This is a genomic window from Amycolatopsis kentuckyensis, assembly GCF_002155975.1.
GTDB lineage: Bacteria > Actinomycetota > Actinomycetes > Mycobacteriales > Pseudonocardiaceae > Amycolatopsis > Amycolatopsis kentuckyensis.
Genome location: NZ_MUMI01000397.1, coordinates 1 through 14,465, shown reverse-complemented (window position 1 = coordinate 14,465; position 14,465 = coordinate 1). Strand labels below are relative to the sequence as shown.

At 71.8% G+C, this 14,465-nt stretch carries 11 protein-coding genes; 3 read left to right on the top strand and 8 right to left on the bottom strand.

Features of this window, described 5'->3' with window-relative positions; all coding sequences use genetic code 11:
- The 5 genes from CCN39_RS33195 to CCN39_RS33175 all read right to left on the bottom strand — a co-directional run.
- A partial coding sequence (locus CCN39_RS33195) for an ATP-binding protein (protein ID WP_086848728.1) occupies nucleotides 1-2,639 on the bottom strand: 2,639 nt, incomplete at its 3' end.
- 93 nt (nucleotides 2,640-2,732) lie between these two features.
- Nucleotides 2,733-4,001 (bottom strand): vanadium-dependent haloperoxidase, encoded by a 1,269-nt coding sequence (locus tag CCN39_RS33190; RefSeq protein WP_086848724.1) that lies wholly within the window; start codon nucleotides 3,999-4,001, stop codon nucleotides 2,733-2,735.
- 118 nt (nucleotides 4,002-4,119) lie between these two features.
- Nucleotides 4,120-5,373, bottom strand: a complete 1,254-nt coding sequence (locus CCN39_RS33185; protein ID WP_086848721.1) for a ComEC/Rec2 family competence protein — start codon at nucleotides 5,371-5,373, stop codon at nucleotides 4,120-4,122.
- Nucleotides 5,366-7,219: a gluzincin family metallopeptidase gene (locus CCN39_RS33180; protein ID WP_086848719.1), complete on the bottom strand. Its 1,854-nt coding sequence runs from the start codon at nucleotides 7,217-7,219 to the stop codon at nucleotides 5,366-5,368. Before CCN39_RS33180 ends, CCN39_RS33185 begins: the two co-directional genes overlap by 8 nt.
- Before the next feature lie 28 nt (nucleotides 7,220-7,247).
- On the bottom strand, nucleotides 7,248-8,288 hold the full coding sequence (locus tag CCN39_RS33175) for a T6SS phospholipase effector Tle1-like catalytic domain-containing protein (protein ID WP_086848733.1): 1,041 nt from the start codon (nucleotides 8,286-8,288) through the stop codon (nucleotides 7,248-7,250).
- 167 nt (nucleotides 8,289-8,455) lie between these two features.
- Between CCN39_RS33175 and CCN39_RS33170 the strand changes: the two genes are divergently transcribed.
- Complete coding sequence (locus CCN39_RS33170; RefSeq protein ID WP_143264245.1) at nucleotides 8,456-9,289, top strand: hypothetical protein; 834 nt, start codon at nucleotides 8,456-8,458, stop codon at nucleotides 9,287-9,289.
- A 22-nt stretch (nucleotides 9,290-9,311) separates the two neighbouring features.
- Here the strand turns inward: CCN39_RS33170 and CCN39_RS33165 are convergent, their stop codons facing one another.
- The 3 genes from CCN39_RS33165 to CCN39_RS49645 all read right to left on the bottom strand — a co-directional run bounded on the left by CCN39_RS33165 (nucleotide 9,312) and on the right by CCN39_RS49645 (nucleotide 12,344).
- A complete protein-coding gene (locus tag CCN39_RS33165; protein ID WP_086848730.1) occupies nucleotides 9,312-10,217 on the bottom strand; it encodes an SDR family NAD(P)-dependent oxidoreductase in 906 nt (301 codons plus the stop codon).
- A 28-nt stretch (nucleotides 10,218-10,245) separates the two neighbouring features.
- Nucleotides 10,246-11,460 (bottom strand): cytochrome P450, encoded by a 1,215-nt coding sequence (locus CCN39_RS33160; protein ID WP_086848715.1) that lies wholly within the window; start codon nucleotides 11,458-11,460, stop codon nucleotides 10,246-10,248.
- Nucleotides 11,461-11,621: 161 nt separating this feature from the next.
- Complete coding sequence (locus CCN39_RS49645) at nucleotides 11,622-12,344, bottom strand: helix-turn-helix transcriptional regulator (RefSeq protein ID WP_244211109.1); 723 nt, start codon at nucleotides 12,342-12,344, stop codon at nucleotides 11,622-11,624.
- A gap of 232 nt (nucleotides 12,345-12,576) precedes the next feature.
- Here CCN39_RS49645 and CCN39_RS33150 point away from each other — a divergent pair, with 232 nt between their 5' ends.
- Together CCN39_RS33150 and CCN39_RS33145 are read left to right on the top strand one after the other, a co-directional pair.
- Nucleotides 12,577-13,152: a hypothetical protein gene (locus CCN39_RS33150; protein WP_086848713.1), complete on the top strand. Its 576-nt coding sequence runs from the start codon at nucleotides 12,577-12,579 to the stop codon at nucleotides 13,150-13,152.
- A 33-nt stretch (nucleotides 13,153-13,185) separates the two neighbouring features.
- Nucleotides 13,186-14,465 (top strand): Clp protease N-terminal domain-containing protein (locus CCN39_RS33145; protein WP_143264244.1); only part of this gene is annotated, 1,280 nt, incomplete at its 3' end.

Sequence of the window (14,465 nt, the reverse complement as noted above, 5' to 3'; positions counted from 1 at the left end):
TCGACGCCGAGCCGGCAAGCCGCTTGCCCGTGGATGGCCCGAGCCCGCTCGGCGTGCCCTCGCGCGGCCGGGAAGTCGCCGCGTTCGAGGTCGACGGCCGCCGTGGCGAGCAGGCTGTCGGCCAGGATCAAGCTGTGCCCGGTTTCCACGCTGATGGCCCGTGCGCGGCCGGCCGCGTCGTAGGCTTCGCCGAACGCCTTCCGGTGCCGGTGGACCGCGGCCAGGGCGACCAGCGCGTCGCCGCGGCCACGCGGGTGGTTCGCTTCGGTCGACAGGTCCAGTGCCGATTCGAGTTCGGTGCGGGCCGCCGCGACGTCGCCGAGTTCGATCATGACCGTGCCGATGACGTGGTGCGCGCCGGCCTGGGTCCGGACCATGGCCAGCCGCGTCGCCTTGGCCAGGGCCTCACGGGCGACCGCCAGGGCGTTGTCGTGGTCACCCAGGTCGCGTAGCGCTCCCGCCAGGTTGGCGAGAACACTCGCCTCGTCGGCGTGCTCGCCGGTCGACCGGCACAGTTCGAGACCGGTCCGGTAGTGCTCCACGGCGCGCTCCAGGTCGCCGAGCGCCTGACTGGACCGGCCCGCGTGACTTTCCGCGAGCTGGCGCCCGGCGGCGTAGCCCTGCCGGGTCGCCGTCTCGATCGCCCGGGTGTGGAGTTCGTAGGCCCCGCGGAGGTCGCCGAGTTCCCAGCGCGCGTCGCCGAGCACGACGAGGTTCGGGACGGACGCGGTCCCCTCCCCCAGCAGCTCGAGCTCGACCGACTGCCGGTAGTACTCGGCCGCGTCCCGGAGCCGGCCCATCGAGATCGACGTGCGTCCCAGGTCGCTGAGGACGAGCCTCCGGAGGTTCGGCACATTCAGCTCACCGGCGAGTTCCGCCGCCTCGTCGAGGTGGCGGAGCGCTTGCGCATGATCCGCCCTGCTCCAGTACGCACCGCTGAGCACCCGCAGGCACAGCACCTGCCCGGCCACGTTCCCGGCTTCACGCGCCGCGGCGAGCGAAGCCCGGCTGACCGGAACCCACTCCGCGGAGCGGCGGCGTTCGAACTCCGGGTGCAGGGCGATGCAGAGCTGAGTCGCCAGCGCGTCGAGGCCGGTCTCGGCGGCCTGCCGGGTCAGCGCCGTCAAGGTGGTGAATTCGCCGTCGAGCCAGGTGAGTGCCTCGTCGGCCGCCGAGAACGAAGGGTCCTGGTGGCGGACACTCGCGTACTCGTCCCGGTACGAGCGCGGATGCCGCAGCTGCGCCGCTTCGGTGGCCAGCCCGGCGTAGTGCCCGATCAGCCGGTGCAGCGCCCGGGCCCGCTGCTCGTCGTCATCGTCGGCCAGGCAGCGAGCCCGGGCCCACGAATGCAGGAGCGCGTGCTGGACGTACCGCGCCGGCGACCGTTCGACGACGAGGTGCAGGTCGACCAGGGTGTACATGATCCGCACCAGGCAGTCCGGCGCCAGCTCCGCCGCGTGGGCGAGGGCCGGGAAGGTGATTCCGCCGGCCGGGAACAAGCCGCAGAGCCGGAACACCCGTTGTGCCGCGGGTTCCAGAGCCCGGTACGACAGCGAGATGGCGGTCCGTACCGCGGTCTCCCGGTCGACGGCCGCGTCGAGGACCGCGAGCGGGTCGGCCGACCGGAGCTCCCGGACCATCGTGGAGAGCGGGGTGCCCGGCCGCACGCGGGCGATCGCCGCGGCGATCCGCAGCGCGAGCGGAAGCCGTCCGCACACCTCGGCCAGCTCGGCGGCCGCCGCTCGATCGGCGTCGGCCCGGTCCGGGCCGGCGGTGCGCCGGACCAGCTCGGCGGCGTCGTCCACCTCGAGCGGTCCCAGCTCGCGCGACTCGGCACCTTCCCGGGCGACCAGCCCGACCAACCGGGTCCGGCTGGTGATCAACACGGCACAGCCCGGCGTACCGGGCAGCAACGGGCGGACCTGCCCGGCGCTGCCCGCGTCGTCGAGCACGAGCAGCACACGCCGTCCGGCGACGGCGGACCGGAAGCGCGCCGCGAGCTGGTCCGGTTCCCTCGGCAGATCCCGTTCGCGCGGTCCCAGCGCGCGCAGGAACCCGGTCAGCACGTCCGCCGGATCGGCCGGGCGGGCATCGGCGAACCCCCGCAGGTCGGCGAACAACTGGCCGTCGGGGAAGTCCGGTGCGGCCCGGTGCGCCCACCGGATCGCCACCGCCGTCTTGCCGACGCCCGGCATGCCCGTGAGCACCGCGATCCGGCTGTCCGACGAGCCCGCCAGCAGCCGATCGAGCGCGGCGAGGTCCGGCTCGCGCCCCACGAAACCGCCGACGCCGAGGGGCAGTTGCCGGGGAACCGGCGGATCGTCGGCGGCCCGCTTCTCCGAGTGCAGGTGGCCGGCCACCCGGAACCAGGCCTCGTTCCAGCTACCCCACTCCGCGCGGGGCACTCCCAGCGCGATCACGATCCGGTCGAACACGTCGGACGGTGGGTGGATCTTGCCGGAAACGTAGGCGTGCACGGTCGAGCGGGGCACATCGACCAGGCGGGCGAGCTCGGCCAGGCTGACCCGGGCCCGGCCCGTTCCCCGAGCCGCCAGCCGGCGCAACAGGTCGACCTCGCGCACGAAGCCGGTGACGTCGGCGATCCGGGCGGGATCCGGCCCGCCGACGTCGCTGCCCATCCGCCTCGCACCCTTCCACCCGATCGGCTCCCGGTCCGATCCAACCGCACGAGCCGCCGGCGGCGCAGGGCGAGGTGGCGAAGCGGTCCGGGTCTACAGTGGACAGCTGCCGTGGTGGGTGGGCCCGGTTCGCTTCAGCAGCCGGGTGGCGAGGACTTCGGCCGCGACACCGCGGCCGATGGCGTGCCCCGCCTGGTTGCTGAATTCGAAGTGCTGCCCGCCGAACACCCGTGACCGGCCCGCCTCCGCGGCGGCCGCGGAGAAACTCGGGTAGGTGCGCGCCTGGCCGCCCGGTGCGGTGTCCGTGGTGTGCGTGAAGGGAATGTTGTCCGCGCAGAAGAACCCCGCCAGCACGGCAGCCGCCGCGCCGCTGTACGAGCTGTGCCCGGACGGGTATTCCGGGGTCCCGCCGGCGCTGCCGGCCCGCGGAGCCCAGTTCGGGTTCGGCTGCGTCGACGGGTTGCCGTCGGTTTCCGCATCGCGGATCGCCGTGGTGGGACGCCAATGCCGGTAGGTGAACTTGGTGCCGACGGTGGGAACCGTGGTGTCGGCCAAGGTCATCGTCAGCAACGCCATGAGACGCGCCGAGGTGGCCGGCGGCAGGTCGTGCGCCACGGTCAGGGCGATCTTCACCCACTCGCCGGCCGGTTGGTCCGTGCCGGCCGGCACGGACCAGAACTGGAAGGTGGCGAGCTTGTCGGGCGCGGGTGTCCCGGCGTCGCCGAGCAGCGCGGCTTCGGCGAAAGCGGCGGCGTAGTCCAGGCTGTCCAAGGCGGGTGGCGGACCCGGCACGTACCGGGCGGGGTCGGTGACGGCGAACGGGCGGACGGTGCGGTACTGCGCGCCGGACCACTCGGCCCGGAACACCCCGGGGCCGGAGCCGGCGGGCTGGCTCTGCGCCGGCGCCGAGCCGTCGCCGGCGCGGGAGGCCACCACGCGTTCGGCGACCTCACGCCCCCAGCGCACCCCCGCGTCGCGCTGACGGCCGGGACGCAGGCCGGCCAGGTCGGTCCGCAGTTGCGTGTCGTAGCCGGCGGTCCGGTCGGGGTCCACCCGGACGAGGACGTCGTGCGCCGCGGCGACGGCCGCGGCCCGGGGATCGGCGCCGCGCGGGCCGGGGCCGGGGACCAGCGCGGGGGCGCGTCCCGGGCCGGCGAGTCCGTTGACCGCGTCGTAGACGGCAACGTTGAGCATCGCGTAGGTGCGCGCGGCGTCGGCATCGGTGGCGCGGGTGGCGCGGACCGCGGCCAAGGCGAACTCGTTCCACACCCGCACGCTGTCCAGCCGTGGCTCGGCGGCCGCGGGCGCGCTCAGCCCCGCTCCGGCCAAACCGAGCACCAGGGCCAGGACGATCTTCTTCACGGCGTCGCCTCCCGAGTCCCCCAGGAATCCGCAGTTCCGACGGTCCCATCGTGTCGCGGTTCCGGCAGCCCGGCGACGGCCACTCGACGGCGACCCGGCTGGTACGAACGGCTGTGCGCTACCCCAGCGGCACGCTGAAATCGACGCCGATGCCCTCGCGGACGGCGGTGCCGGGCAGGTCGTGGGCGGGCTGGTCGCTGCGCACGACCCGGTCGCAGCGCTCCCGCAAGGCCGCCAACAGCGGTTCGCGGGGGATCTCCGGCCAGTTGGCCACCGGATGGACCGATGCGGCGGCGGCCCACAGCGTCCGCCCGGCCGGGAGGACGTCCGCCACGAACTCGACCGGGGTGGCGTTGTGGCTCCCGTGGTGGCCCACCTTGTAGAAGGTGGTGTGGGCGAGCAGGTCGCGGGTGGCGGGATCGCGCAGCGCCGCCTGCCACGTCCCCCACTGGGCGTCGCCCGGGAAGAGCAGGTGTGCGCCGCGGTAGGCGAACACCAGCATCAGGCTCGTCCCGTTGACCGCCTTGTCCAGCGATACGGCCGCGGCGAAGTCGTCGGAGCGCATCGCCGAAACCGCCGCCTTCTTCAGGCCCTCGTCCGCGACCGGGCCGTACGCGGCCGATGCCTCATACGTGTCGGCGGGCAGCGCGAAGTGCAGGTCGAAGGGGCGGTAGGTGGCCTGGGTCGCCGCGGCCGGCGCGGCGGCGAGGTGGCGGAGGTAGGACTGCCCGGCCGGCGGGTCCATGTCGCGGATGACGTCCCGGTCGCGCGACGGGCCCAGGACGTGCACGGTCAGGCCCGGGCAGCCCTCGGGGTTCAGGCGGACGGGCGGTGTCGCCGCCGCCAGGAACCGCCGGAGCGGGTCGCCGCGGAACCCGTGGTGCAGGACGCGCATCGCCGACGTGTTGGTCAGCGAGTTGCGCACGACCGCCCGCAGCGCCCCCGCCGGGCCCGGGTGGGTCCAGCGTTCGGCGAAGGCCTGTGTGTCGAAGGCCAGGTCGAGGCCGAGGGCGAGCCTGCTCTGGCGTTCCCGGACCTCCCGTGCCTCCGGGTCGGTGGGGTGCTCCGTCCAGGGCATCCACACCTCACCGACCTCGACCCCGCGCCACTGGTCGGACGCGAATCCGCTGACGTGGTCCTGGTGGCGGTGCGTGGCGACGACGACGTCGAGCCGCGGCGCGTCGCCGAGGTCGGCGATGATCGCGCGCACCGCGTCGTCGGGCGACCAGCCGGCACGCGGGTAGCCCGAGGTGTGCGCGCCGCAGTCGACGAGGACGCGGAACGGCCGGTCGGCGGTCGTGCGCGGCAACTCGAGCAGGAAGCAGTCGCCGAACCCGACGTCGTACATGCGGACGGTGGCGGTGTCAGCCATGGGTCCACCTCCGGGACGGGCGCGACCGGTGCGCGGCGGCGAACGAGGCACGGGCGGCCATCCGGTTCTCGTGCCCGCCGGGCCGCCAGAGCGGGATCGGGTCGATGGCGTCGAGGGCGGCGACGTAGGCGTGGAAATCCTTGATGCGCGCCGCGGCGAGCTCCTGCTGGGCGGGATCGCCGCTCAGGTGCGGACCCGGCAGGGGCCGGGAGGCCACGTAGCGGATGCGCCCGTCCGCGGCGAAGACCGCCGTCGTCCCGGCACGCAGCACCGTGCCGCCCACCTCCACCCGGTCGGGGTGGCCGGGCGGCGGGGTCTGGATCCACTGGGCGACGAGCTCGACCAGCAGCTGGCCGTTCTCGTCGACGTGGAAGCTGGGATGGATCCCCGAGGCCTCGATGGAGAGGTCGTCCCGTAACGCGAGTGCGGCGGCGTTGGCCGTCGCGAATTCTTCGAGCTGCACTATCCGCCGTCTCGCCGTCTGCTGGTCGGTCCGCTCCTGCGGGCCGGCGCTGTCGTAGTACGGGAACTGACTGGCCAGGACCTCGGTGACGAGACCGGGGGAAATGGTCGCCGTCTCCAGCGCGGCGGGCCGGTCCAGCCGCAACGCGTCCTCCGCCAGCGACGTCACGGCGGGCGCGTAGATCCCGCGTGCCCGGAAGGAGTCGATGAACGACTCGCGCCGCTGGAACTCGTCGCGCGGGTTGAGCTCGAAGTCCGCGGTGACGATGGCCCGGAGGTAGTCGCCGAACGTCACGTCGACGGGCGGGAGGTACTCGAACGCGCGCAGGCACATGGCAAGCACGTCCTGCGCGGCGGTCGCGGCCTCCCGCGTGGTCAGCGTGACCAGGTCGGACTGCAGCTCGCCGTCGGGCAGGATGCCCGTGCCGCCCGTGGCGGCGCGGACGATGTCCTCCACGCGGTTGCGGTAGATGCGGAAGTACGCGTCGAACACCGCGGCCACCAGGATCGAGCCGCGCTCGTGCGCCTCGGTGAGCTCGGCGTACAGCCGTGGATCCGGTTCGCTGCCGGGGAGCCCGGTGGCGGTGCGCAGCGCCTGTCCCGACCCTGTGCCGTAGCCGAACTGCCGGGCCAGCTCGAGCAGCCGGCCCGGGCGCGACAGGTCGGTGCGCGTGCTGCTGATCTCGTGGCGCAGCACTTCGGGGAAGCTGAAGTGCTGGAAGATCGCGACGATGTCGGCGAGCCCCTCGTGGAAGGCGAGCACGTCGCGGTTCGTCGGTGCGTTGAAGTTGTCGCGCAGCCGATCGATCATCGCGTGCGTCGTCTCGTGGGCGACGATGTCGTGCGACAGGCAGGTGAAGATCGTCTGGCCCGGCAGGTTCGGCCCGGGATCGTCGCGGTCCGCCGCGAAGTAGCCGAAATGCAGCGAGAGCGTCTGCGGATCGTAGAAAGCGTTTTCGCCCTCGAAGGAGTGCGGCAGCACGCTCAGCTTCCGGCCGCCGCGGAACCGGAACGGGCGGCCGAGCGCCCGCTCGAAGTTCTCGATCACCTTCATGATCACGGCGTACACCATCTGCTGGTGGAAGCGCGGGTCCGAATCGGACGGATCGAGGCCGCGCTGGATCAGCACCTGCGGGTCGTCGAGCCGCACCGGCACGTAGTAGCTGCCGGTGGCGGCGTCGTAGTCGACGACCCGGACCAGACGTCCGTCCGGTCCCGCCGCGAGCTCCTCGTTCACGACGTCGACGATCGCGAGGTTCCCCGGCGTGCGGCGCAGGCTCGGGTCGAACGCGTAGATCTTGAGCGGCCGCCGGGGCGGTCGCTGGATGCCCGGGACGGCTCCGGCCGTGGGCGTCAGGCCGGACAGGGATTTCTGGGGCTCCACGGTGTTTCCCTCCTCGGGTGCTGGTCCATCACATCGGCGGGGCGGGCCACGTCCCGTCCTCCCACACGACGTCTTCCGGGAGCCGGTCGCGCACGGCCGGCGGGACGGTCCGCTTCCGCAGGCTCGCGTGCACCCGGGCCCCGGGCGGCAGCGTGCGGCGCCGGTAGCCGAGCAGGCCCCAGACCCAGCCCATCCGGTGCAGGACACCGTCGGCGTCGTCGGCGTCGACAGCGCACTGCCGGCGATAGGCAGGCTCCCGGATCAGCAGCCCACGGCCGCGAGCGCCGTCCACCATCCACTTCAGCGCTATGGTGGCCAGCCGCGAGTCGTCGTCGAACGTGCCGCCGACGTCGCTGTGCACGCCCGGGAACCAGGTCTCGTTGACGACTGTCCGGTCGGTCGCCGCGATCAGGTACTCGCGGTACGAGCGGCGCTTCTCGTCGATCGAGACAGCGTGCCAGGCGTGCCCGACGTTGGGCAGCTGGCGCGTGTAGGGCCAGGTCATCGAGCGGCGCAGGACGCCCGCGGCCCGGACGGTGTCCCAGAGCCCGAGGAACTCGACCGGAACCGAGCGGCTGCCCCGGTGGGTGTGCGCGAAGGCGGCGGACATCCGGTCGATCTGCTTCCAGTCGTCGTCCGCCCAGTCACCGCGGTGGCCGGTGTAGTCCGCCACCAGGTACCGCACGAGGTTCTCGCCGCCGCCGCGGAACACCCCGGCCCGATGGAGCAGGCCGGCGAGCGCCCGGGCGGCGAACGCGCCCCGGCTGAACCCGAAGACGAACAGCCGGTCGCCGGGTTCCCAGTGGTGCATCAGGAACTGGTAGGCCTCGGCGAGGTTTTCCCGGACACCGACCCCGAACGCCAGCCCGAGCAGCTTCGACACGGCCCGGCCGGCGCCCGTCCACGCGCCCTGGGCGCTGAACGTTCCGACGCCGGGGTCGTAGTACGCGACCTGGGCGGCCGCGTCCGAAAGGTCGAGCAGCTCGAACAGGCGCACCACGTTGGTGCTCGACCGCGCGTCGACCTGGTTGCCCGTTCCGTCGAGGCACAGGACCACGTTCTTGCTCACCGCGACCACATCCGTCCATCGCGACGTCCTGCGAGCTGCGGCACCCGGGGCCTCGCTGTAGTGAGGAAGTCGGACGGCCCGGAATTCTGTTACGACCCTGCTTGACAACAAGTGTTGTCGCGGGCAAGGTGGGTGGCCGGGGAAACAACTGTTGTCGAGGAGCCGCCGTGCAAGGCATGTCCGACGCGCAGCGCGCGGAACTGGCCGCCGCTGTCGAGCAGCTTGCGTGGCGAGCGGTGCGGGAGATGCTGGATCTCGACGGCGAGGGCGAGCCCGGCCCGGAACTCCCGGACGCGGACCTGCGCCAGATCTGGCTGGCCGCGCTGACTTCGCTGCTGGCCATCCGGGACAGCGCGGAACAGCTCGCCGCCTCCGCCGCCCTGTCCGCGGCCCAGCGCGGCGCCGACTATCCCGCGATCGGTGACGCGGCGGGAATGACCCGCCAGGGCGCCCGGCGCAAGTGGCCGGGCCTGGCCGGACTGAGCGACGCGCGGCAGCGCAAGCTCGCGTGGTGGGACAGCCGCCGGGACCAGTTCGTGCAGTGCGCCCGCGCCGTACTGGCGACGGCGGAGGACGGACCGCACGCCGACGCCATGCGCAAACGGCTCGACGAGCTCGAGCAAACCTCACCGGCGCAACGCATCGACGCCTTCGACCTGGCCCTGGTGGACGCACACGCAATGGCGGCGGGCGGAGCCCCACCGGCCGATCCCAAGGCGGAGGTGGCCACCGGACTGCTCGCCGCCCTCACGGCCGACGCCTACGCGGCCATGAACGACCACGGGCCCGTGGTGATGGGCGAGAAACTCGCGTGCGGAACGGACGACTGCCCCGCGGAACCGATCGTCAAGCTGTGGTGCCCGGACTTCGGTTACCGGGTCGTGCACGCCTGCCGCGAGCACGCCGTCGAGGTCCTCAGGCAGCCGGGCACCAGGATCGTGGCCGCCTACCAGCCGGATGTCGCGCTGCTGGTGTTCGCCGAGGCCCAGGAGGACGACTAAGCCGGATCGGCGCCCCGGCCGGTCACCGCAGGAACGGGGCCGCGAGCCGCTCGATCGCGGCCCACAACTCCCCTTCCCGGCCCGGGTCATAGGACTCGGCCGACGAGCGGCGGACTTCCCCGCGGTCGACGTACGATCCCGTCGGGGCCTCGGTGCGGCCCAGTGCGACGTCGGCGAGGTATCCGCCCGCGGTCTTCCTGCTGGTGGCCCACGGCGTCAGCGCCATCGCCGGTAGCACCCTGCGCATCGCGAACCTCGCCGCCGCGTTCGCGTCTCGCGCCAGGTCCGTGCCCGGGACGAACGCGGGGTTGTACGACACGATGTCCACGCCCGGGGGCAGCCGGCGGGCGTGTTCGTGGACGAGGTGGATGGCCGCGAGCTTGCTCGTCGAATAGGCCGTGCGGCCCGCGCCGACCGTGCCCGCGTCAGGAAACGCGCCGGTTCGGGCCAAGACTTCGGGGGCGCTCCAGCGGGGCCCCGGCACCATGCCCAGATTGTGCTTGAAGTCCCCGAAGTGGGTGTCGCTGACGGTGACGACGATCCGCGACGGCGCCGCGAAACAGTCCTCGAGACGCCGGATCAGGACGTGGTTGGCGAGCACGTTGACCGCGAAGGTCGACTCGAAACCCTCCGCCGTCTCGTGCAGGGCGTCGGTGAACTGGAGCCCCGCGTTCGCCACGAGCGTCCGCAGCGGCGGCAACTGCTTCTCCTCGAACTGCGCCCGCAGCTTGCCGGTGGCTTCCCGGACGCTGCCGAGCGACAGCAGGTCCGTCTCGAGCCACGAAACCGGGCGGCCGCCGGCGCTCACCTCGTCCGCCAGGGCGGCGACGCCCGGGTTCCGGCCCAGCAGCACCGGATGCGCGTCCGGCGCGGCCGCGAGGATGCGGTCCAGCGCCACCCGGCCGATGCCCCGGGTGGCTCCGGTCATGACCACCGTGTGCGGCACAGTCCCTGCTTCAGGCCGGCCGGACGGTCAGCGGCAGGCCGGTCACCCCGAAGATGTCGGGACGCTGGTGGAACACCGGCGTCCCGACGCCGATGTCCGAGTACCGGTCGAGCATCGCGTTCACCAGGGTGACGAACTCCATCCGCGCGAGGGGCACGCCGAGGCAGTAGTGGATGCCGTGCGAGAAGGTCAGATGCGGGTTGGGCGAGCGAAGCGGGTCGAAGCGCTCGGGAGCGGCGAACCGCCGTTCGTCCCGGTTGGCCGAGAGGATCCAGTTGACGACGATCTTCCCCGCCGGGACGAGGACGTCGCCGATCTTGGCCTCCTGCTTGGTCAGCCGGTACAGGAAGCACGCGGGCGGCCGCAACCGCAGCACTTCTTCCAGCGCGCCGGGGATGAGCGACCGGTCCTCCCGCAGCCGGCCGAGGACACCGGGGTGTTCGTCGAAGCACAGCAACGCGCTGCTGAGCGTGAGCGTGGTCGTCAAGTGGCCGGCCAGCAGGAGGAACACCGAGAAGTTGACGACCTGTTTGTCGGTCAGGGTTTCCCCGTCGGCCGCGGCCTGGGTGAGCCGGGTGACGAGGTCGTCGCGGGGGTCGGCGCGGCGGTCGTGGACGTGGCCGAGCATGTAGTCGGCCATCTCGTTGAGCCCCGCGGCCCGCGCTCCGGACTGTTCGCTGTCGTCGAACTGACCGGCCACGACGTCCGCCGCTTCCGGCAGCAGGCACTCCGCCCAGCGCCGGAACATCGCCCAGTCGGCGGTGGGGATGCCGAGCAGCTCCGCGATCACCACGACCGGCAGCGGCGCGGCGAGGTCCTTGACCAGCTCGATGTCCGTCCGCCCGTCGAGCGCGTCCAGCAGGTCGCCGGCCAGCGCGGTGATGCGCGGCTGCAGTCCGGCCACCATCCGGGGCGTGAAGGCCTGGCTGACCATCTTGCGGAGCTTGCCGTGCATGGGCGGGTCGGTGACGCTGAGCGAGGCCTCGGTGAAGTTCGGCACGCCCGGGTCCGGTGGCGGGGCGAACGCGCTGAAGTCGGACGAGAAGGTCTGCGGCTCGGACAGCACGCGGATCACCTCCTCGTGCTGCAGCACGTGGTAGGCGTCGGTGGCCTGGTCGTGCCAGACGGGGCCGGCGGCCCGGGCCCGGTCGAGCCACGCGCACAACGCCTTCCCGTCGCCCACGACGGTGGGAGGACCGGCCGCGTCCTGCACAACAGAAGTCATTCCGGTGGACTCCTTAGTCCTGCGACGGCGTCGAAAGCGTGTCCGAGGCTAGCCACGCCCCGCCGCGCGGTGCCGGTTTGACCGCAACCTGACACGGTGGCGGCCGTTACTTGCCAAGGGGCTCGATCCGGCCGCGGCCCTTCCCTACGATCGGCGCACGGCTACACCGGATCCCGCTGGGAGGGAACCAGGTTGAGCGTGGCGGCCCGGACACCGGCCTGGAACCGGGACGACACGCCGAGCCGCCCCATCGCGTCGGCCACGTACCGGCGGTAGGTCCGCACCGAGACACCCAGCTGGCGGGCCGCCGCCTCGTCCGTGTACCCGGCACCGAGCAGAGCGAGGACCCGGACCGTGCGGCTGTCGCTGTCGATCAGGTCGTCCGGGCTGTCCACCAGCTGGGCGGCGACCGTCAGGTCGACCGCGTGCTCGAACAGCGCCTCGAACAACGCGGCCATGGACTGGACCACGTGCGGGTCGCGGATCGCCAGGTACTTGTGCGCCGCGGGGCGGTCCACCCGGATGATCACCATCGCCGGGTCCAGCACGGCGAACTGCGGCAGGTTCTGGTTCAGGATCCGCACTTCGGTGCGCCGGCCGTACTCCGGGTGCAGGTGCGGCGACCACCCCGCCCCCATGAACCGGGCCGCCACCAGGGCGCGTACCGCCACCCCGCTGTCCGGCAGACCGTGCCCGAGCCGGGACATCCAGTGATCGTGCGCGGATTCGGCGGCGACGTCCGCCGTGTAGGACAACGTGGTCACCTGATCGGCGGAACCGGCGAGGTACCGGTCGACGAACACCCGGACTTCGGCATCGGACACGAAGTCCTCGGCCACCTTCTGCGCTCCCGTTCGGGTTTCCTCGTGGAGTCGCGCGGCCATTCGGATCAGGTTGCGGGCATCGGCAATTATGTTCCGAAAGTCCCCTTGCCCGTTTTCGGGCATACTTCGTTCGTCGACCAATTCGTCTTCCAAGACAACCCCCCAGAGCAGTCGCCAGCAGACTCAGCCGAAGTATCATCGGGTTGACGAACCTTGTCAAACGAGGTCACTCGGGTCGTCGTTGGCACGTGCGACACTGGACGAATCCGGCCACCGGCCGCACCCCCACCACTTGACGGACGACGTCAAGCAGCTGGTAGACTCGGGGTGGTGCTCCCGGCCGGAGGTGGTTTCCCTGAATGAGATTTCGCGAGAGCGAGCCTCGCGGTCGAGGCACGGCACGTCGACCGCCACCTACACCGCCATTGCCCGCCAGCTGCTGCACGACGTCGAGGGGAAACTGCTGGCACCGCTCGAACGGCTCATGCCCGGGGACGCACCGGGCGGGCACATCGCGGAACTGCGGCGGCAACTGCAGGCCGACACCGAGATGTGGGCGGCGCAGGTGACGGGAGCGGACAGCGAGCTCGCCAAGGAAACGATATCGAGCATCATTTCGGCGGTTTACCTGGACGGCACGGAGTTCACCCCGCCGGCTTCGTGGTGGCAGACCCCCTTCGGGTCCCTCGTCGCCCGGCGGCTCGGCCACCCGACGTCACCCGTCGTTTCACTGTCGGTCGCCAGCGCCATGCTGGGCATCACCCGTCAGGGTGCGCACGACCTGCTCAAACGAGGCAAGCTGCAGCGCCACCTCGAGGAGCCGGGCGTACTGGTCAGTTCCATCCAAGACCGTTTGGACCCCTACTAGTCAAGGTGCTGTCGCGCCGGTTTGGGAGTGCACATGTTCGAGAGGTTCACCGACCGCGCGAGGCGGGTGGTCGTCCTGGCTCAAGAAGAGGCCAGGATGCTCAACCACAACTACATCGGCACCGAGCACATCCTCCTGGGTCTGATCCACGAGGGTGAGGGTGTCGCCGCCAAGGCGCTGGAGTCGCTGGGCATCGCCTTGGAGGGCGTGCGTCAGCAGGTCGAGGAGATCATCGGCCAGGGCCAGCAGGCGCCGAGCGGGCACATCCCGTTCACGCCGCGCGCCAAGAAGGTGCTGGAGCTGTCACTGCGCGAGGCGCTGCAGCTCGGCCACAACTACATCGGCACCGAGCACATCCTGCTGGGTCTGATCCGCGAGGGCGAGGGCGTCGCCGCGCAGGTCCTGGTCAAGCTGGGAGCGGACCTGAACCGGGTCCGTCAGCAGGTGCTGCAGCTGCTTTCGGGCTATCAGGGTGGCAAGGAGTCCACCGAAACCGGTTCCGGCCGCGGTGAGGGCACCCCGTCGTCGTCGCTGGTGCTGGACCAGTTCGGCCGCAACATGACCGTGCTGGCCCGGGAGGGCAAGCTCGACCCGGTCATCGGGCGCGGCAAGGAGATCGAGCGGGTCATGCAGGTCCTCTCGCGCCGGACCAAGAACAACCCGGTGCTGATCGGCGAGCCGGGCGTGGGCAAGACCGCCGTCGTCGAGGGGCTGGCGCAGAGCATCGTCAAGGGCGAGGTGCCCGAGACGCTCAAGGACAAGCAGCTCTACACCCTGGACCTGGGCTCCCTGGTCGCCGGGTCCCGCTACCGCGGTGATTTCGAAGAGCGCCTGAAGAAGGTGCTCAAGGAGATCAAGACCCGCGGCGACATCATCCTGTTCATCGACGAGCTGCACACCCTGGTCGGGGCGGGTGCCGCCGAGGGCGCGATCGACGCGGCGTCGATTTTGAAGCCGATGCTGGCCCGGGGTGAGCTGCAGACGATCGGCGCGACCACGCTCGAGGAGTACCGCAAGTACATCGAGAAGGACGCCGCTCTGGAGCGGCGGTTCCAGCCGATCCAGGTCGGGGAGCCGTCGCTGGAGCACACCATCGAGATCCTCAAGGGTCTGCGTGACCGGTACGAGGCGCACCACCGCGTGTCGATCACCGATTCGGCGCTGGTCGCCGCGGCGACCCTGGCGGATCGGTACATCAATGACCGGTTCCTGCCGGACAAGGCGATCGACCTGATCGACGAGGCGGGCGCGCGGATGCGGATCCGCCGGATGACCGCGCCGCCGGACCTGCGGGAGTTCGACGAGAAGATCGC